Below are 16,913 nucleotides of genomic sequence, written 5' to 3'. Positions count from 1 at the left end.
ACGGCACTGACGTCACCGCCCGACTGCATCCACCGACTTCGGCACGATGACCATGGAGGCGAACCCGAGGACCGCAACGAGTGCGAAGAGGTAGAAGCCCCACGGATAGGCGATGCCGGCGGTGACCAGGGCACCGGTGATGAAGGGTCCGACGATGGCGCCTATCCGCCCGATCCCCGAGGCCATGCCCAGAGCTGTTCCTCTGGCCTGCGGCGGATAGACGGCCGAGACGAAGGCGTAGACGAGCACCTGGGCGGAGAAGACGAAGACTCCGGTGATGAACACGGCGATGTTGAGCAGCACCTGGCTGGTCATCGGAATGGACAGTGCGGCGAGGAAGATCGCGGCGAGGATGAACCACATGAGCACGATCTTCTTCGTCCCGTGCTTATCGGCCAGCCATCCGGCCAGGACGAGTCCGACGACGGCGCCGATGTTCATGACGAAGAGCATGACGAGCGAGTCCGAGACCTCATAGCCGGCGTCGGCCATGATCTTCGGCAGCCAGGTGTTGAGTCCGTACACCAACAGGAGTCCCATGAAGCTCGCCGCCCACACGCCGATGGTCACCAGCGCCAGCTTGCCTGCGAAGAGTCCGGCCATTCCCGTCTTCGCCTGTGCGTCGACGGCACCGGTCGGATCGGCTGCTCCGGCTTCCTTCGCCGAGGCGGCTCCGGGATTGCGTTTGAGTTCCTGAGCGATGAGGAAGACCTCGGATTCGGGCAGCTTCCAGATCAGGAGGGGAACCATGGCCAGCCCTGCGAGGCCGCCGGCGAGGAAGAGCAGGTGCCAGTTGTGTGAGTAGGCGACGGCGAGCAGGGAGATCGCGACGGCGCCGGCGTGGTAGCCGGTCATCGTCAGGGTCGTGGCCTTTCCGGTCTTGCCGGACTTGTTGTATTCGCTGATGTAGGCGAGTGCGCTGGGCATCACAGCGCCGAGGAACAGTCCGGCGATGAACCGGTAGGTGGTGAACAGTGCGACGTTCGGGGCGAAGGCGACGAGCAGGGTGAAGACGCTGAAGCCGATGACGCATCCGATGATCGCCCACCGCCGCCCGATCCGGTCGACGACGGGGCCGACGGACACCGCACCCAGGCCGACGCCGACGAGGCTGAGTGTGGCCACCAGCGTAGCCGCCTCGGGGGTGAATCCGAGGGCTTCGGTAGCCAGCAGCTCGGGTATGACCGCGCCGAGGACGACGAGGTCGAAGCCTTCCAGGGCGACCGCCAGCCAGCACAGGACGGCCGGCCAGCGTCCGGCAGGGGTGACGCGGGTCAAGGATGCGGATGGAGTGGGTGCGGACATCGGTGTCTCCGGGGTGTTGTGGTGCGGATCAGAATGGGTAGGGCGCGATGGATGAGCGCATGGTCACCCATTGGGTTTCGGTGAAGGCCTCGATATTCGCCTCGGCCCCGCCGAACCGGGATCCGTTGCCGGAGTCCTTCATCCCGCCGAAGGGGACGTTGGCTTCATCGGAGACGGTCTGTTCGTTGATGTGGACCTTGCCGGTGTCGACGAGGTCGGCCAGGTCCATGGCCATGCCCACATCGCCGAGGATGCCCAAGGACAGGCCGTATTCGCTGGCGTTGACCATCTCGGCGGCTTCTTCGAGGGTCGAGAATCGGGCTACCGGGGCGACGGGTCCGAAGATCTCCTGCGCCCAGGCGGGGTTCGAAGGGCTGAGGTCCGTGAGCACCGTGGGTGGAACGAAGGCGCCTTCGCCGGGTCCCCCGGCGACGAGCGTCGCACCGTCGGCGGTGGCTTTGTCGAGGATGTCGCGGACGTGGGTGCGCTGTTTGTCGTCGATGATCGGCCCGATCGCGACCTCCTCGGTGGCGGGGTTGCCCACCGGCAGATTGCGGGCTCGTTCGGCCAGCTGCTCGACGTAGTCGTCATAGATGGATTCATGGACGAGGTGGCGTCCGGTGGTCATGCAGATCTGGCCCTGGTGCATCCACGATCCGAAGGCCCCCGCCGAGGTGGCCGGACCGACCTCGGTGCCAGGCAGGACGACGAGCGCGTTGTTTCCACCGAGTTCGAGGTGGCAGCGCTTGAGGAGGCGGCCGGCGGCTTCGCCGACCTTGCGTCCGGCCGCGGTGGATCCGGTGAAGGAGATGACGGAGACTTCGGGTGCGGCGACGACGGCCTCACCTGCGTCGAGCCCGCCGGGCAGGACCTGGAGCAGTCCTTCGGGCAGTCCTGCCTCGGCGAAGATCTTCGCAATCGATACGCCCGCGCATACGCCGGTGCGCGGGTCGGGTTTGAGCAGGACCGCGTTGCCCAGCGCCAGCGCGGGGGCGACCGACCGGATGCCGAGGATGAGCGGGAAGTTGAACGGGGCAATGACGGACACGACTCCGGCCGGAACTCGGCGGGCGAAGGACCAGCGCGGTTCGTTCGAGGTCAGCACCTGCCCCTTCGGGTGGCTGGGCAGTGCGGAGGATTCATAGCAGATCTGCTCGGCGGAGCTGATCTCAAGGGCCGCCTTAGCCGGAATGGAACCGGCCTCGCGGACGATCCAGTCGGAGAGTTCGTCTGCGTGTTCGGCCCACAGGGCGCCGGCGCGGCGCAGCACCGCGGCACGCTCGGCGGGGGTCGTGCGTGCCCATTCCTTCTGTGCGGCCGCGGCACGGGTCGCTGCTGAGTTCACGTCGTCGGCGCTGGCGCCACCGAGGCGGCCCAGCGTCTCCCCTGTCGCGGGTTCGATGACGTCGTAGGTCTCTCCGGAGCCTTCCGTCCAGGTGCCGGTGAAGATCTTCTCGTGCCAATCGGTTCCCAGGAAATCAGTCATTGTCTGTCCTCACTTCTTCTTCGTGGCGGGTCATGTCTGTGGCGATTTCGGTGGAGCCTGCGTGTCGGCAACGACGTACAGCTCCGTGAGACGAATTGGTCTGCGAGCACAATCGACGAAGGACTGTGGTGCACCTCTCGTCAGAGTAGTGATCCCCACCACCCGAATCCATAATTATCCCATTCATTGAGAATTCACCGTGAGGGCCGCTAGAATTCGGGGCATGGCGAACTCTCCCTCCGGTGACTCGATGATCGATCGGCTCGTGCGCGTGCTCGCGTCCTTCGACCCTGATCACCAGAGCCTGAGCACCGAAGAGATCGCCGAGCGTGCAGAGCTGCCGAAGTCGACGGCCTACCGCCTCATCGGGGAGATGATGCGTCATGATCTGCTGCAGCGTGACCCCAATGGCCGCATCCGGATCGGAGTCGGAATGTGGGAGCTGTCGAATCGCGCCTCGGATGCCGTCGATCTGGCCTCGGTGGCCCGCCCGCACATGATGGCCGTGCACGAATTCGTCGGCGAGAACACCCAGCTGGGTATCCTGCGGGAACGCGAGGTGCTCATCATCGAACGGATGTCGGCACCGAATGCTGTCATCCACCGGTCGAAGACGGCCGGGCGTCTGCCGGCTCATGCTTCCTCGTGCGGGCTGGTGCTGTTGGCCTATGCGCCGAAGCATGTGCGCGAGGCGTATCTGCGCGGGCCGTTGGCGGCGATCACGGAGAAGACGACGACGGATTCCGCAGAGCTGAGAAAGATGTTCTCGACGATCCGGTCCCACCATTTCGCCGAGCTCTCCGGTCACATCGACGAGGGCACCACCGGCATCACGGTTCCGGTCTTCGACGCAGGCGGCGCGGCGATCGCCGGGCTCGGCGTCGTCATCGATTCGGAGCACCGCAAAGGGGTGCCCGCGATCATGCGGGCCCTGAGGACCGCCTCGGCGAGGATCACGCAGGACCTGGCGGGCAAGGACAAGGTCTCCGCGGGCTGAGCGCTCACCCACCCCATCGATCACACGGTGAGTCCCAGGACGAGCATCACGACCGCGAGGAAGGGGAAGATGCCCTGCTTGATCGCCGAGGCGACGAGATCGGCGTTCGAGAACAGCAGGACGAAGGCGGCCGCGAGCATCGATCCGACTCCGGCGAGGACGAGGGTATAGCCGATCTCGGCGGCTCCGCCGGAGACGCAGAGGATTCCAATGATCACTGCCACGGCGAGGAAGAGATTGTAGAAGCCTTGGTTAAAGGCCAGGGATTTCGTCGCCTCGGCCTCTTCGGGGGTGGTGCCGAAGGTCGCGCGAGCGCGCGGACTCGTCCAAGCGATGGATTCCATGTAGAAGATGAAGACATGCAGGGCCGCGGCGAGGCCGGCGAGCACGAGGCCGATGACGGTCATGCGCGGGCCTCAAATCTGGCTCGGCGCTTCTCGGCTTCGACTTCGCGATTCTTCGGCGGCGCATTCGTCACCAGCGCATCGAGGAGATGCTGGGTGATGTGGGCGATCTGCTCGACAGCCTCGTCGAAGGCTTCAGTATTGGCCTGGGAGGGCTTCGTCGTACCGGCGATCTTGCGCACATACTGCAACGCCGCAGCCTGGACCTCCTCCGAGGTAGCCGCCGGTTCGAAGTTATGGAGTGTCCTGATGTTCCTGCACATACTCAGACAGTACGCGCCGGCACGGACACGGGCCAGAGGGGTACTGGCATCACCCTGTTCGAACGTCCCTGGCTCCCCCTCGGCAGATGCGCTGTGATGGAGGAATACACAGCTGCCTATCGGCAAGGAGATATGCCCATGCGGGCTGCACTGATCTACGGACCCGGCGACTTCCGCGTCGAGGACCACCCCGAACCCACGATCATCAACCTCACCGATGCCGTCATCCGACTGACGACCGCCTGCGTCTGCGGCTCCGGCCTGTGGCCCTACCGTGGCATCGTCGAGGAGATCGGTACCGAGGTGACCGGCGCCAGTGTCGGTGACCTCATCATGAACGATGTCATCGACCCGGGAAAGGTCTTCGACCTCGAGGTCTCTCTTGACGAGATCGGCGAAGGGTGTGCGGCAATGGACGAACGTCGCGCGATCAAGGCCCTGGTGCGGCTGTGAGCGCGCAGGGAGCTCTGGGGCGTCGGACCCTCATCAGAGCGGGCTCACTGCTCGGTGCGGGCGCTGTGCTCAGTGCCTGCGCCCCCGAATCAACTCCCGCGACCACGAGCTCGAAGCCCGCAGCTTCGGGCGGGGGCGGTCGCAGAAGCTCGCGCACACTCCTCGTCTACTTCTCCCGACCGGGAGAGAACTACTCCTATGGAGACCGGGAGTGGATCGACATCGGGCACACCGAACGCGTCGCCGGCTTCATCGAGGACGAACTCAGCTGCGAGACCCACCGGATCCACGCCGCCGACCCCTATCCAGAGGAGTACGACCCGACGGTCGCGCGCAACTCCCGAGAAGCGGAAGCCGACGCCCGTCCGCAGATCGCCGGCGAACTGCCCGATCTCGCCGACTATGACACGCTCATCCTCGGCAGCCCGGTGTGGGGATCGCAGGCACCGATGATCATGCGCACCTTCATCGAGTCCGTCGACCTGACCGGTCTCAGTCTCTACCCCTTCGTCACCTATGCGGTCAGCGGCCTCTCCGGTGTCGATGACGACTACGCGCAGGCCCTCCCCGGCACGACGGTCGGAGAGGGCCTGGCGATTCAGGGAGAGGAATCCGCCGAGGCGGCCCCCGCAGTACGCGAATGGCTCACCTCGAGCGGGTTCTGAGTTCGCCCGGCGTCTATGCTTCGGGGATCTCGCGTCCGAAGGTCTCCAAGGTGACGTCCTCGGGTTCAGGGCCGCCGCGGGCTCCGGTGTCAAGGGCATCGATCGCGGCGAGTTCGGATGGGGTGAGTTCGAAGTCGAAGACATCGAAGTTCTCGCTGATCCGTGACGGGGTCACCGACTTCGGGATGACCTGGCGCCCCTCCTGCACATGCCACCGAAGCATCACCTGCGCGGGCGTCTTCTCGTGCGCCGCCGCAATGTCGGTGATGACCGGGTCCTTCAGCGTGCTCGTGTGCTGCCCGTCGCGGTAGAAGGTGATGCCGCCGATGGGTGACCATGCCTGTGAGAGGATGCCGAGCTCGGCGTTCTTCGCCTGCACCTCACGCTGCTGGAAGTAGGGGTGGACCTCGATCTGGTTGACGGTAGGGGTCACCGAGGCGGTCACGGAGAGGCGGTCGAGATGCTCGCTCATGAAGTTGCTCACCCCGATGGCGCGGACGCGGCCGTCTGCCAGCAGCGTCTCGAGGGCACGGTAGGCTTCGGCAGTCCTGTCGAACTCGCCGGGCAGCGCCTGGTGGAGGATGTAGAGATCGATCGTGTCGAGTCCGAGCTTGGCCGAGGACTTCTCGAAGGCGTGGAGGGTCTCGTCATAGCCGTAGTCACTGATCCACACCTTCGACTCAATGAACACTTCGTCGCGCGCCACTTCGCTCTTGGACAGGGCATCGCCGACTCCGCGTTCGTTCATGTACGCCGAGGCGGTGTCGATGTGGCGGTAGCCGGTCTCAAGTGCCGTGGTCACCGCGACGGAGGTCTCCTCGGGCGGGGTCTGGAAGACGCCGTAGCCGAGTGCAGGCATTGTGACATCGTTGCCCAGGGTCAATGTCGGAACCGTAGGCTTGTTCTGTGAGTTCATTCCTCCAGACTACTCAGCGCCACCTCGGTGAGGGAGTCCCCATCAGTACCCCTTTCCGCGGCGTTCCAGCTGGCCAGCAGTCGCAGTGATTCCGCCGAGGCGGTCTCGGGTGCTGTCGAGTACACGATGAGCGCCTGTCCCCCGTCGCCCGGCAGCTCCATCGTCTCGTAGTCGAGCTCAAGCTCACCGACGACAGGGTGATGGACGATTTTGGAGCCGGTCCTGTGCTGTCGCACCTCATGAGCGCTCCACATCCGCGCGAAGTCGTCGCTGTGGGTGACGAGCTCGCCGATGAGTGCGTGGAACACACTGTCATCCGGGTATCGTCCCGCCACCGTGCGCAGGCTCGCCACGAGGTCCTTGGCCGTCTTCTCCCATTCGGGAAAGAACTCCTTGGCACTGGCGTCGAGGTAGGTGAAACGGGCGACGTTGACTTCGCCGGGGCCTCCGATCGTCGAGGGCGAGACGCTCGATTCGTACAGTGGAGAGTAGAGTGCCCGACCGAGTTCGTTCGCGGCGAGGATGTCTCGTCGTTCGGTTCGGATGAAGGCAGGGGCGTCGATGATTGCGTCGAGGATGCGCTGGACTTCGGGGCGCACATGCTCTCCGGGCTTGCGGCGGGAACGCGCCCGTCGCCTGCTGCCGGAATTGTTGGCCGCTCTCGCGAGGTCACCGAGGTGGGCTCGTTCGGCTTCGTCGAGATTGAGGGCATCGGACAGGGCGTCGAGCACCTGTTCCGAGGCTCCTGCGAGGTTGCCGCGCTCGAGTCGGGTGTAATAGTCGACGCTCATGCCGGCGAGCATCGCCACCTCTTCCCTGCGCAGACCGGGAACCCTGCGATTGCCGCCGTAGGCGGGCAGGCCGACATCTTCCGGTTTCACCTTCGCTCGCCGAGTCATGAGGAACTCGCGGACATCCTGATTGTGGCTCATGGCTTCACGGTACGCCGGCCCGACGCAGAGCAGTAGGCCTCAGGCAGGTACCGGCAGTACCGGGCAGAGCAGTCACTGGTGATGTCGGCCGCCGAGGCGGAGCCTGGAGTCATGATTCTCGCCATCGTCCTACTCGGATACTTCATGATCCTCCTCGACACCTCCATCGTCGTCACCGGGCTCCCGGTGATGGGCGAGGAACTCGGACTCACCGCTCTCCACCTCAGCTGGGTGCAGAATTCCTACACTCTTGTCTTCGGCGGCCTCTTGCTCCTGGCGGCACGCACCGGCGATCTCTTCGGTCGCCGCCGCATGCTGCTGACAGGGCTCACCCTGTTCTCGGTGTCGTCGCTTCTCATCGGGCTCGCCCCCTCAGCCGGTTGGCTCATCGGCGGACGACTTCTCCAGGGCGCAGGTGCGGCGATCCTCGCTCCGACGACGCTCGCGCTCATCACGGAGCATTTCCCAGAGGGTCCGGCGCGGATTCGCGCCACCTCGGCCTACGGTGCTGTGGCGGGAATCGGAGCTGCGGCGGGAATGGTGCTCGGCGGCGTCTTCGCCGACCTGCTGTCCTGGCGAGTGGGATTCCTCGTCAACGTGCCGGTCGGCGTCCACTTGGCGATCCTTGCGCTGAGGGCCCTGCCGGGTCGGGATGCGGCACAGCCCGGACATCTCGATCTGCCCGGCGCTATCACCTCGACGCTGGGGGTGGCCTTCGTTCTCTTCGGCATCGTCGAGGCCTCCGAGCTGGGCTGGGGCAATCCCGTCGTTGACGGTTCCCTGGCTGCCGGAGTCGTGCTCTTCGCAATCTTCCTGCTGCTCGAGAGGCGGGCTGTTCAGCCTCTGCTGCCTCTGTCGCTGTTCTCCAGCGTGCAGCGCAATGGGGCGCTGGCGACGAGGTTCCTGCTGGTCGCCTCGGTGATGTCGTTCTTCTTCTTCGTCACCCAGCTCATGCAGACCGGGATGGGGATGTCTCCTCTGCAGGCGGGTCTCGGGTTCCTGCCGCTGTCGCTGGTCCAGTTCCTCTTCGCATCCGTCGTTCCTCGCCTCGGCAGAGCCGGCGTCTCACAGCGGACCCTGGTCGTCGTTGGAGTCCTCATCATGTCCGGCGGAATGGCGTGGCTGGCGTTCGCGACGGTCGGCGAGAGCTATCTGCTCGCCGTCGCCGGTCCCATGCTGCTCCTCGGTGCCGGCCAGGGGCTGGCTTTCGGCCCACTCACGGGGGCGGCCGTCTCCGGCGCGCGCGCCGATGAGGCCGGTGCAGCCTCGGGGCTGGTCAATGCCGTGCATCAGATCGGCGGCACGTTCGGCGTCGGCGCCCTGTCATCGCTGACGGTCGGGGTGCTGGGCACCGGGGCAGCTGCCTCTGCCGTCGTGGGACGGGCAGACCTCGGCTTCTCGGTCGCCGCAGGGCTTCTGCTGCTCGGCGCAGTTCTGGCTCTGGTGTGCTTGAATGAGTCACGAGCAGACGACCGACCATCCGGTCGTCGCCGATTCGGACGTATGCGTGTGGGCATTGCGTCCGGCGAGAGAGTCGGCGCCGAACCCATTCCTGAGGAGGAGCATGACCGGCCCTGCCGATCGAGACCCTGGTGACCGATCGGACGATGCACCGAAGTCACTGCGCCCACTGCCGACTCAGAGCCAGGTCGATAGCCTCCGGGCTCTACGGCAGGACTTCTCCCGACTGATCATGCATCACCGCTTCGTCATCGATGAACTGCTCACGAAGATCTCCATCCTGCGCGAGGAGTCCACGCAGGCTCACAGCTACAACCCGATCGAGCACATCTCCTCGCGAGTGAAGTCACCACGCAGCCTCTTGGAGAAGGTCCACCGTCGCGGGTTGCCGCTCGACATCGACGCTGTCCGCGAGAAGATCACGGATATCGCTGGCATCCGCATCACATGCACCTTCATCGCCGACACCTATCATGTGCTCGAGCTGCTGACTGCTCAAGACGATATCCGCGTCGTGGAGATCAAGGACTACATCGCCCACCCGAAGCCCAACGGCTACCGAAGCCTGCACGCAATCCTCGAGGTGCCCGTGTTCCTCAGAGGAGGCCCGATTCCGGTCACCTGCGAGGTGCAGATCCGTACGATCGCGATGGATTTCTGGGCGAGCCTCGAGCACAAGATCCAGTACAAGTTCAACGGCGACGTCCCCGACCGCCTGATCGACGAGCTCACCGAGGCTGCCGATGCCTCCGATCAGCTCGATCGGAGGATGGAGCAGCTCCACTCCGAGGTCCACAGCGGAGATCCCGATGTCGATTCCGGGGAGGAGTTCGACGAGGAGGCGCTGCGGATGCTCTGGGATCTCAGCCGGCGGGAGCGCTGAGGACTCAGCGCCGCTTCGGCCGGTAGGTGCGACCGAAGCTGCGCCGGTTGGCGTCGTCGATCTCGACGAGCTCCCAGTCGACGCGCCTGCCGCCCGGAACGTCGAAGATCCGGGTTCCGTCGCCGAGGAAAACCGGGGCGACGTAGACCTGCAGCTCGTCGATGAGGTCGACCTCGAGCGCCTGCCGGGCGATATCGGCGCTGATGATCTGGATGTCGCGATCCCCGGCAATCTGCTGGGCCCGGTCGACCGCCTCGGCGATGGTGCAGTTGAGTGCCGTCACCGAAGCGTCCCCGGCGAGCTCCTCGGGGCGATGGGTGAGGATGAATTCCGTCCCCGACCACGCGCCGCCGTAAGCCTCGGATGTCAGCTCGTCCCGTTCGTCGGCCTGTGCCTTCGCCGCGTCGTAGCCGCGACGCCCGGAGATGATGACGGCGACCTTCGAGGCCATGTCTTCGGTGGTGCCCTCGGCGTTCGGTTGGGACGCCGACAGCCACGACATGTCATGGCCGGGCCCGGCGATGAACCCGTCGATCGAGCACGTGAAACCCCATGCCACTTTTCCCATCGCTCCTCCTCGAACATCAGTGATTGCAGAATGCAACTGCTGATAGTCAATCACGCCAGTCCCGCTCGATCAATGCTTCGAGCTCGATCGATGCCTGGGTGAGCGACGAGACTCACGCGCGAGGAATGCCACCTGCGGATTCCCGGTTGCACTGGATACGGGTCGCATATTCCCGGCCCGTCACAGCAGATGAAAGAAGGCAATGGCAATGGCAGATTTCACGAACAAGGTTGCGCTCGTCACCGGCGGAGGCTCCGGCCTCGGAGAAGCGATCTCGAAGGATCTCGCGTCCAAGGGCGTGAAAGTCGTCATCTCCGACATCGACCTCGCCGCAGCTCAGCGCGTCGCCGATGAGATCGCGGAAACCGGTGGGACCGCCTCGGCGGTCCAGCAGGATACGAGTGTGCGCGAGGACTCCGAGAAGGTCGTCAAGTTCGCCGTCGACACCTACGGCGGCCTCAACTATGCGGTGAACAACGCGGGCATCGGCGGCGTCCAGGCGCCCGCCGGAGAGACCGACCTCGACTCGTGGGACAAGGTCATCGACGTCAACCTCAACGGCGTCCTCTACGGAATGCGCCACCAGATCCCGGCCATGCTCGAGGCGGGTGCGAAGGACTCCGCGATCGTCAATATGGCCTCGATCCACGGCACGGTCGCCGCGATCAACAACGGTGCCTACACCGCAGCCAAGCACGGTGTCGTCGGCATCACGAAGAACGCCGCCGCCGAGTACGGTGCCGAGGGTCTGCGCATCAACGCGGTCGGCCCGGGATACATCACGACGCCTCTGTTGGAGAACAGCCTCGACCCCGAAGCTCTCGAGGGCCTCAAAGCCAAGCACCCGCTCGGACGCCTGGGCACCGCCGAGGAGGTTGCGAAGGTCGTGAGCTTCCTGCTCTCCGACGATGCCTCGTTCGTCACCGGCGCGTACTACCTCATCGACGGCGGCTACACCGCGGTGTGAGCCGCTCCCCCTCCTCGGCGAGGCTGATCCTGCCCGACGACCATGATGCTGCCGTCCACTGGCTCGAGCTAGTGGGCGGCAGTCTCGATTTATGGCCACACGTCAGTTCGTCGACCATGCACGCTGGACGACTGACGCCGCCTCTGAGGCACTGACTTTTGGCCGACATTGGTGAGCCAACGCGGCTGTCCATTGCTTCTCGGAGGGAACGTCATCGAACGAAACTGCATCAGGACTCGTACATGGGCCGTCAGTCGCCATCGCCCACATATCGTAGAGATCTCGAGCGGCTCTCCGGTCATTCCAGGCCGAGAGCTTCGCAGCCGCGAAAGCCGGAGGGGTGAGGACTCTGAGCTGAGCTGGAGGAGCATCGCTGTACCTCTGTTCGATACTCCGCGTTTCCGTTGGCCAGGCCGGGTATCCGATCTGTGACAGTAGCTGTAACTGGATGCGCGTCTCGTCGATCCCCATCACCGCGGGTTCTGGATGTCGTGTATCCGCCAGCGCCGGGGTGAACTCGGGAATGCCCACTGTTCGACGTAGGTTCTTGACGAGGGCCCGCTGAATGGCAGCCGCTGTCGCACTGCGATCACCCTTCGCGATCAGGTCGATGTCTTCGGACAGCCTCAGGTCCGGAAGATTCGTCCGAGTCAACGCCGTACCTCCGAAGAAGACAACGTCATCCGCAAGAGATTCCGCGAGTGCGCCAAGCACATGGGAGATGATGTAGTCGCGTCGAACTTGCGATTCTGCGACCCCGAACTTGTTCGCGAAGAATACTGCCTCGTCCTCGTCAAGCATGACTGTGAGTTCCTTCCTGCGATGCGTATTCCACAGAGTTCATGACGCTCCGCGTTTCGCTTTCAAGACACTCCGCACCCTGTCGTTCACTCGCGGAGCGGTCGAGACAAGATCCCGGAATTCGGTGACATCGATCTGCGGGAGCAGATTTCGAGCACCTTCCGCAGCGGCCTCGGCGTCGCCACCCTGCACCGGACGCATAAGGAGATCGAAGAGAGTCTGTTCTCGCGTTGCGATCAGACCAGAACCGAGCTCCGTTCGCTCCAACACCGCCTCAACTCGTTCCAACTCTCGATGTGCGAAATGCACTGTGCCAGTGCCGACTTCCAACGGGCGCCTTCCAGCGACCGAGACCGCCACTACCGTGGTCCCCACAGCACGAGGGATCGCACCCCAGAATCTCGCGGCCCCGAGCCCCATGAGGATCGCATTGCGCCTACCGTGACGAGCTGTTGCTACGGCGAGTCCCGCGATCTCCAGACTCGGCGTCCATGTCCTGGCATCTCTGCCGTCGGGAGGCGCTGTGTAGATGCCACGAACTAAGCGTTTGAGTGCACCCTGGTCGACCAGCTCGTCGAGCACCCGCCATGAGTTGGAACCGAGACCGCGAGCATCCTGATAGCGCATCGTCCGCATCGGTGATCGCGCGACGGCCCTCAAGAAGCTGATCGCTTCAGCCATGACACCACCTCCAACTATGCACAAATATACTCGTTCAGTATATTTCTGCATAGTAAAACCCCTATCCCGACGTGGACCGGTGTTCAATATTCGCTGATGTTCACATTCTTTGAACATCAGCGAATATTGAGTACGGCGAAGATGCGGGCATCGCCTCCCCCTCAGTGCTCGTGTCCGCCGCCCTCTGAGGCGGGCGGCACCCCGACTTCGTCCTCCTGGTCCGGGTCGATGACGACGAACTGCCCCATCATCCCCTCGTCCTCGTGCAGCAGCATGTGGCAGTGATACATATACGGCAGGTGCGGGTTCGTAAAGTCCTCGAATCGCATGAGCAGCCGGTAGTCCCGATTCGGCTCGAGGTAGATCGTGTCCTTCCGCCCGCTCATCTCCACCGGAGGGGCCTCCCCGTCGACATCGAGCACCTCGAACTGCACATCGTGGATATGGAAACTGTGCGGAATCGGCTGATTGCTGCGCACCTCCCACACCTCGGTGTCACCGACCTGGACGACCTCGTCGATGCGGCCCATGTCCATCCGTTCACCGTTGATCTCCCGCTCTTCGAGCTCGAATTTCCGGGTCTTAGCCACCTCGGCTTCGTCCAGGGCATCGTCCTCGGCGTGTTCGGAGGTCTGCCATGCCGGCCCGGGAGACGGCTTCAGCTCGTCCGCGGCACGAAACTCGAGGACGTCGAAGGAATCGTTGCCACCCATCGTCGTCGGCACCGCCACCCCGCCGAGGTCGACCTCGGCCGAGCGCATCCGCACCGTCTCACCCCGGGTGAAGTCCACGACCACCTCGGCACGCTCCCCCGGCGCCAGCCGAAGCCGATTCACCTTGGCCGGCTCCGCGAGGAACCCGCCGTCACCGGCGATGAGATCCATCGACCGATCAGGGAACTCGAAGGCGTACGTGCGGGCGGTCGAGCCGTTGAGCAGGCGCAGCCGCACCTTCTCCGTGCTCACCTCCTGCACCGCGCCGATGGTGCCGTTGACCATGACGGTGTCACCGAGCATTCCCGGCTCGGCACCGTCATGAGTGAGCTCGAGCTGCCCGTCGGAGAGCTTCTTGTCCTGGACGATGAGCGGGAGGTCGTCGACACCGTACTCATCCGGCAGATCCGCCTCGGCGCTGGCGTCGTCGTCGAGGATGACCATTCCTGCCAGACCTTTGTATACGTGGCTCTCGGTCTCTCCGTGAGGGTGAGGGTGATACCACAGGGTCGCGGCGGGCTGGTCGATCCTCCAGTGCGGTGTCCAGGTTTCGCCGGGTTCGATCATCTGATGCGGCCCGCCGTCCATCTCAGCCGGCAGGTGCATCCCATGCCAGTGCACGCTCGTCGGTTCGGACAGGTCGTTCTCGACGTCGACGGCGATCTTCTCACCGCGTTCGGCACGCAGGGTCGGGCCGAGGAACGCCCCGTTGAACCCCCAAGTCTCCGTCGGTTCGTCCTGACCGGGGAAGTCCGTCGAACCCTTCCGCGCGGTGAGGTCGAAGGTGCGCACTCCGTCCTCGACGTCCGACTTCGCCAACGGTGGGATGGCCAGCTCGTTCGCGAACTCCTGCTCCGTCACCGAGGTGGTCGACACTCCGCACGCGGTCACCCCGACTGCGACGAACAGTGCGAAGAGTGAGGCTGCCGCAGTCACTGCGGGCCTGCGCAGTCTCATCGCTCGTCCCGCCGACCCAGCGCCCGTTGGATTCCGGCGGCGGCCAGACCGGCCAGCGCACCGACTCCTGCCCCCATCGCCAGACGGGGAATGAACGCCATGAGCACGGCAGGGCCCGCGCCGATCGCTCCGGTGCCGGCGAGCAGACCGCCGAGTGCGAGGTTGAGGCACCCGTGCGCCGCACCGCAGATCGTCAGGGTGAGCACGGGCCGGGCGACGCGGGCGAAGCCGACGGTCCCGATCCATACCGCCGCGGTGAGCCCGAGCAGGATGAAGGCACGGACGGCACCGTCACCGAGGATGGGCCACAGTCCGGTCAGCGGCCACAGCAGCGCCAGAGAGGACAGACCGACGATGAGCGGCCAGGACAGGGGACGTTTCGTATGAGTTGTCGTATTCATACCCTCAACTCTCCCGACTGACCGTATTTCCCACATCGGCGCTGAAGCGTCAGTGATCACCGCCCTGAGGCGAGCATTCTGTCGCCTGCAGGCGACATCATGATCGAGTCGAAACGACTGCGGCATCGGTGAAAGCTCCGTACTCTGGAACCATGGGTGCAGCTGAGTCGAGAGTCCGGAGCGGAGTGCGCGAGCGCCTCGAACCCCGCCTGACCGACGCGTCCCTGGCCGTTGCGGTGACCCTGGTGATCTCGCTCGTCATCGCCGCCGACGCCGAATCCTCCCCGATGCCCGGTATCGTTTGGGCTCTCGGCTTCGGTGCCGTCCTGCTCCTGCGCCGCCGGTTCCCGCTGACCGTGCTAACGGTGTCCGTGTTCGGGATCTTCGCCTACTACGCCCTCAACCTGCCGCCGATCGGCATGGTCTTGCCCGCAGTCGGTGTCCTCTACTCCACCGCCGAGGTGAGGCGCACCTCGTGGGCCGTGGTCGGTGCCGCCGTCCTCGTCGCCGTGTCGACGTTCTACCGGTTCGACGATCTCGACCCGCGCGCACACCTGACCGGGTACGGTTTCGTCACCGAACTCGCGCTGGCCGCCGCTGCCATAGCGCTCGGGTCTGTGGTCAGACTCGCCAGAGAAACCCGCATCCAGTCGTCCCGCATCGCAGCACTCACCGCAGCGCAGCAGTCCCGGGCCGCCGAGGCGCGGATGCAGTCCGAACGAGTGAGGATCGCCCGCGACCTCCACGACACGATCGGCCACACCCTGTCCGTGGCCTCCCTTCACACCTCGGTGGCGACCGAAGCCGAAGATCCCGACGACCGGGCGGCCGCGCTCGAGCGGGTGCGCGGCGCCACCTCGGAGGCGCTGCGCGAACTGCGTCGTACGGTCAAGGTACTCCGGGAGGACCCCGCGGACGAGGCCACACCCGGCCCCGCCTCGGCGCTGGGTCTGGCCTCGGTCTCGACCGTCATCGACACCGCCCGAGCCGCCGGTCTCGATGTCGACGTCCTCATCAGCGTCGACCCGGCCTCGCTGCCCCGAGCCGTCGATGCGGCGGCTTTCCGGATCGTTCAGGAGTCGATGACGAACGTGCTGCGCCATTCAGGAGCGGCCGCCGCCTGTGTCTCTGCTCAGGTGGATGGCGATGAGCTCATCGTCCGCATCGCCGACGACGGTCACGGAGGACCCGCTGATCCGGAGTCGGGCGCCGGCATCCATGGGATGAGGGAACGGGCGGGACTGCTCGGGGGCAGCCTCGGTGCGGGGACGACGGCCGAGGGGTTCACAGTGACAGCGCACTTGCCCATCGATATCGAGGAAGCCCCATGACCGAAGCGATCCGCATCGTCCTCGTCGACGATCAGGAGCTCGTCCGGGCTGGTCTGCGGCCCTTGGCAGAACGCTACGGAGATATCACGGTCGTCGCCGAAGCCGCCGATGGGAGGGCGGGCCTGTCCTTTGTGCGCGAACTGCGGCCCGACGTCGTCCTCATGGACATCCGCATGCCCGTCATGGACGGGATCGAAGCGACGGAGGCGATCGTCGCCGACGATGCGTTGAACGGTGTGAGGGTGCTCATGCTCACCACCTTCGACGAGGATGAGAACGTCTTCGCCGCGATCCGGGCCGGTGCCGCCGGGTACCTGCTCAAGGACGTCTCTCCGGTCGATCTGCGCTCGGCGATCCGCACCGTCGCCGCCGGTGACGCACTGCTGTCTCCCTCGATCACCGCCTCGGTGATGCAGGCCGTGGCGCAAGGCAGCTCCCCCGCTGCCGAGGGGTGTGGTCTTCAGGGACTGACCGAGAGGGAGATCGAGGTGCTCAGCGGAATCGGGCGTGGGCTGACCAATGACGAGATCGCTGCCGAGCTCTTCCTCAGCCCGGCCACGGCACGCACCTACGTCAGCCGGCTGCTCACCAGGCTCGATGCCCGCGATCGCGCAGCACTCATCGTGCTGGCATATGAGACTGGGCTGGTGCGTCCCGGCGGTCAGACTCCGCGCTGATCACCCTCTGCTCCCACCGAATACGGTCAGATCGTCCAGCCTGCACTCTGCT

General features: G+C 65.0%; 18 protein-coding genes. 8 read left to right on the top strand and 10 right to left on the bottom strand.

From position 1 onward, the window contains the following. Positions 1 to 12 precede the first annotated feature (12 nt). The gene (locus EB835_RS09955) at positions 13 to 1,305 is read right to left on the bottom strand and encodes an MFS transporter (RefSeq protein WP_135809310.1); all 1,293 of its coding nucleotides are present in this window, start codon (positions 1,303 to 1,305) and stop codon (positions 13 to 15) included. Positions 1,306 to 1,333: 28 nt separating this feature from the next. After that, positions 1,334 to 2,791, bottom strand: coding sequence for a benzaldehyde dehydrogenase (locus tag EB835_RS09950; RefSeq protein WP_135809309.1), 1,458 nt, complete (start codon positions 2,789 to 2,791; stop codon positions 1,334 to 1,336). A gap of 223 nt (positions 2,792 to 3,014) precedes the next feature. Here EB835_RS09950 and EB835_RS09945 point away from each other — a divergent pair, with 223 nt between their 5' ends. Then, on the top strand, positions 3,015 to 3,788 hold the full coding sequence (locus tag EB835_RS09945; RefSeq protein ID WP_135809308.1) for an IclR family transcriptional regulator: 774 nt from the start codon (positions 3,015 to 3,017) through the stop codon (positions 3,786 to 3,788). Positions 3,789 to 3,808: 20 nt separating this feature from the next. On the opposite strand, the gene EB835_RS09940 is transcribed toward EB835_RS09945, so the two are convergent. After that, on the bottom strand, positions 3,809 to 4,195 hold the full coding sequence (locus tag EB835_RS09940) for a DUF1304 domain-containing protein (RefSeq protein ID WP_135809307.1): 387 nt from the start codon (positions 4,193 to 4,195) through the stop codon (positions 3,809 to 3,811). After that, on the bottom strand, positions 4,192 to 4,455 hold the full coding sequence (locus EB835_RS09935; RefSeq protein ID WP_135809306.1) for a DUF2277 domain-containing protein: 264 nt from the start codon (positions 4,453 to 4,455) through the stop codon (positions 4,192 to 4,194). Before EB835_RS09935 ends, EB835_RS09940 begins: the two co-directional genes overlap by 4 nt. Positions 4,456 to 4,593: 138 nt before the next feature. Here EB835_RS09935 and EB835_RS09930 point away from each other — a divergent pair, with 138 nt between their 5' ends. Further along, entirely contained in the window at positions 4,594 to 4,908 is a 315-nt protein-coding gene (locus EB835_RS09930; protein ID WP_135809305.1) for a hypothetical protein, read from the top strand. Beyond that, positions 4,905 to 5,573 (top strand): flavodoxin, encoded by a 669-nt coding sequence (locus EB835_RS09925; RefSeq protein ID WP_240688661.1) that lies wholly within the window; start codon positions 4,905 to 4,907, stop codon positions 5,571 to 5,573. Before EB835_RS09930 ends, EB835_RS09925 begins: the two co-directional genes overlap by 4 nt. 13 nt (positions 5,574 to 5,586) lie before the next feature. Here the strand turns inward: EB835_RS09925 and EB835_RS09920 are convergent, their stop codons facing one another. Then, positions 5,587 to 6,489: an aldo/keto reductase gene (locus EB835_RS09920; protein WP_135809304.1), complete on the bottom strand. Its 903-nt coding sequence runs from the start codon at positions 6,487 to 6,489 to the stop codon at positions 5,587 to 5,589. Beyond that, positions 6,486 to 7,421 (bottom strand): helix-turn-helix transcriptional regulator, encoded by a 936-nt coding sequence (locus EB835_RS09915; protein ID WP_135809303.1) that lies wholly within the window; start codon positions 7,419 to 7,421, stop codon positions 6,486 to 6,488. The genes EB835_RS09920 and EB835_RS09915 overlap by 4 nt, the downstream gene beginning before the upstream one ends. Before the next feature lie 111 nt (positions 7,422 to 7,532). Here EB835_RS09915 and EB835_RS09910 point away from each other — a divergent pair, with 111 nt between their 5' ends. Beyond that, entirely contained in the window at positions 7,533 to 9,017 is a 1,485-nt protein-coding gene (locus EB835_RS09910; RefSeq protein ID WP_135809302.1) for an MFS transporter, read from the top strand. Further along, positions 8,986 to 9,765, top strand: coding sequence for a GTP pyrophosphokinase (locus EB835_RS09905; protein ID WP_205749909.1), 780 nt, complete (start codon positions 8,986 to 8,988; stop codon positions 9,763 to 9,765). Before EB835_RS09910 ends, EB835_RS09905 begins: the two co-directional genes overlap by 32 nt. 4 nt (positions 9,766 to 9,769) lie before the next feature. On the opposite strand, the gene EB835_RS09900 is transcribed toward EB835_RS09905, so the two are convergent. Then, positions 9,770 to 10,333, bottom strand: coding sequence for a dihydrofolate reductase family protein (locus tag EB835_RS09900; RefSeq protein WP_135809301.1), 564 nt, complete (start codon positions 10,331 to 10,333; stop codon positions 9,770 to 9,772). A 208-nt stretch (positions 10,334 to 10,541) separates the two neighbouring features. Here EB835_RS09900 and EB835_RS09895 point away from each other — a divergent pair, with 208 nt between their 5' ends. Next, positions 10,542 to 11,300, top strand: coding sequence for an SDR family NAD(P)-dependent oxidoreductase (locus tag EB835_RS09895; RefSeq protein WP_135809300.1), 759 nt, complete (start codon positions 10,542 to 10,544; stop codon positions 11,298 to 11,300). Positions 11,301 to 11,402: 102 nt separating this feature from the next. Here EB835_RS09895 and EB835_RS09890 read toward each other — a convergent pair whose 3' ends face one another. The 3 genes from EB835_RS09890 to EB835_RS09880 form a co-directional block, all read right to left on the bottom strand. After that, a complete protein-coding gene (locus EB835_RS09890; RefSeq protein WP_135809299.1) occupies positions 11,403 to 12,101 on the bottom strand; it encodes a nucleotidyl transferase AbiEii/AbiGii toxin family protein in 699 nt (232 codons plus the stop codon). Positions 12,102 to 12,943: 842 nt separating this feature from the next. Further along, positions 12,944 to 14,431 (bottom strand): multicopper oxidase family protein, encoded by a 1,488-nt coding sequence (locus tag EB835_RS09885; protein WP_240688660.1) that lies wholly within the window; start codon positions 14,429 to 14,431, stop codon positions 12,944 to 12,946. 17 nt (positions 14,432 to 14,448) lie between these two features. Further along, positions 14,449 to 14,853, bottom strand: a complete 405-nt coding sequence (locus EB835_RS09880; protein WP_135809297.1) for a DUF4175 domain-containing protein — start codon at positions 14,851 to 14,853, stop codon at positions 14,449 to 14,451. A 152-nt stretch (positions 14,854 to 15,005) separates the two neighbouring features. On the opposite strand from EB835_RS09880, the gene EB835_RS09875 reads away from it, so the two are divergent. Together EB835_RS09875 and EB835_RS09870 are read left to right on the top strand one after the other, a co-directional pair. Further along, on the top strand, positions 15,006 to 16,184 hold the full coding sequence (locus tag EB835_RS09875) for a sensor histidine kinase (protein ID WP_135809296.1): 1,179 nt from the start codon (positions 15,006 to 15,008) through the stop codon (positions 16,182 to 16,184). Then, positions 16,181 to 16,861: a response regulator gene (locus tag EB835_RS09870; RefSeq protein WP_135809295.1), complete on the top strand. Its 681-nt coding sequence runs from the start codon at positions 16,181 to 16,183 to the stop codon at positions 16,859 to 16,861. The genes EB835_RS09875 and EB835_RS09870 overlap by 4 nt, the downstream gene beginning before the upstream one ends. Positions 16,862 to 16,913: the final 52 nt, after the last annotated feature.

The sequence above is a fragment of the Brevibacterium sp. S22 genome, from assembly GCF_004745485.1.
GTDB lineage: Bacteria > Actinomycetota > Actinomycetes > Actinomycetales > Brevibacteriaceae > Brevibacterium.
This window is presented reverse-complemented; position numbering and strand designations above follow the sequence as displayed.

Coding starts and splice junctions, on each gene's coding strand:
- EB835_RS09900 (WP_135809301.1), bottom strand. CDS start 10,333: ATGGGAAAAGTGGCATGGGGTTTCACGTGCTCGATCGACGGGTTCATC.
- EB835_RS09875 (WP_135809296.1), top strand. CDS start 15,006: ATGGGTGCAGCTGAGTCGAGAGTCCGGAGCGGAGTGCGCGAGCGCCTC.
- EB835_RS09955 (WP_135809310.1), bottom strand. CDS start 1,305: ATGTCCGCACCCACTCCATCCGCATCCTTGACCCGCGTCACCCCTGCC.
- EB835_RS09930 (WP_135809305.1), top strand. CDS start 4,594: ATGCGGGCTGCACTGATCTACGGACCCGGCGACTTCCGCGTCGAGGAC.
- EB835_RS09880 (WP_135809297.1), bottom strand. CDS start 14,853: ATGAATACGACAACTCATACGAAACGTCCCCTGTCCTGGCCGCTCATC.
- EB835_RS09910 (WP_135809302.1), top strand. CDS start 7,533: ATGATTCTCGCCATCGTCCTACTCGGATACTTCATGATCCTCCTCGAC.
- EB835_RS09940 (WP_135809307.1), bottom strand. CDS start 4,195: ATGACCGTCATCGGCCTCGTGCTCGCCGGCCTCGCCGCGGCCCTGCAT.
- EB835_RS09915 (WP_135809303.1), bottom strand. CDS start 7,421: ATGAGCCACAATCAGGATGTCCGCGAGTTCCTCATGACTCGGCGAGCG.
- EB835_RS09905 (WP_205749909.1), top strand. CDS start 8,986: ATGACCGGCCCTGCCGATCGAGACCCTGGTGACCGATCGGACGATGCA.
- EB835_RS09890 (WP_135809299.1), bottom strand. CDS start 12,101: ATGCTTGACGAGGACGAGGCAGTATTCTTCGCGAACAAGTTCGGGGTC.
- EB835_RS09945 (WP_135809308.1), top strand. CDS start 3,015: ATGGCGAACTCTCCCTCCGGTGACTCGATGATCGATCGGCTCGTGCGC.
- EB835_RS09935 (WP_135809306.1), bottom strand. CDS start 4,455: ATGTGCAGGAACATCAGGACACTCCATAACTTCGAACCGGCGGCTACC.
- EB835_RS09920 (WP_135809304.1), bottom strand. CDS start 6,489: ATGAACTCACAGAACAAGCCTACGGTTCCGACATTGACCCTGGGCAAC.
- EB835_RS09950 (WP_135809309.1), bottom strand. CDS start 2,791: ATGACTGATTTCCTGGGAACCGATTGGCACGAGAAGATCTTCACCGGC.
- EB835_RS09870 (WP_135809295.1), top strand. CDS start 16,181: ATGACCGAAGCGATCCGCATCGTCCTCGTCGACGATCAGGAGCTCGTC.
- EB835_RS09895 (WP_135809300.1), top strand. CDS start 10,542: ATGGCAGATTTCACGAACAAGGTTGCGCTCGTCACCGGCGGAGGCTCC.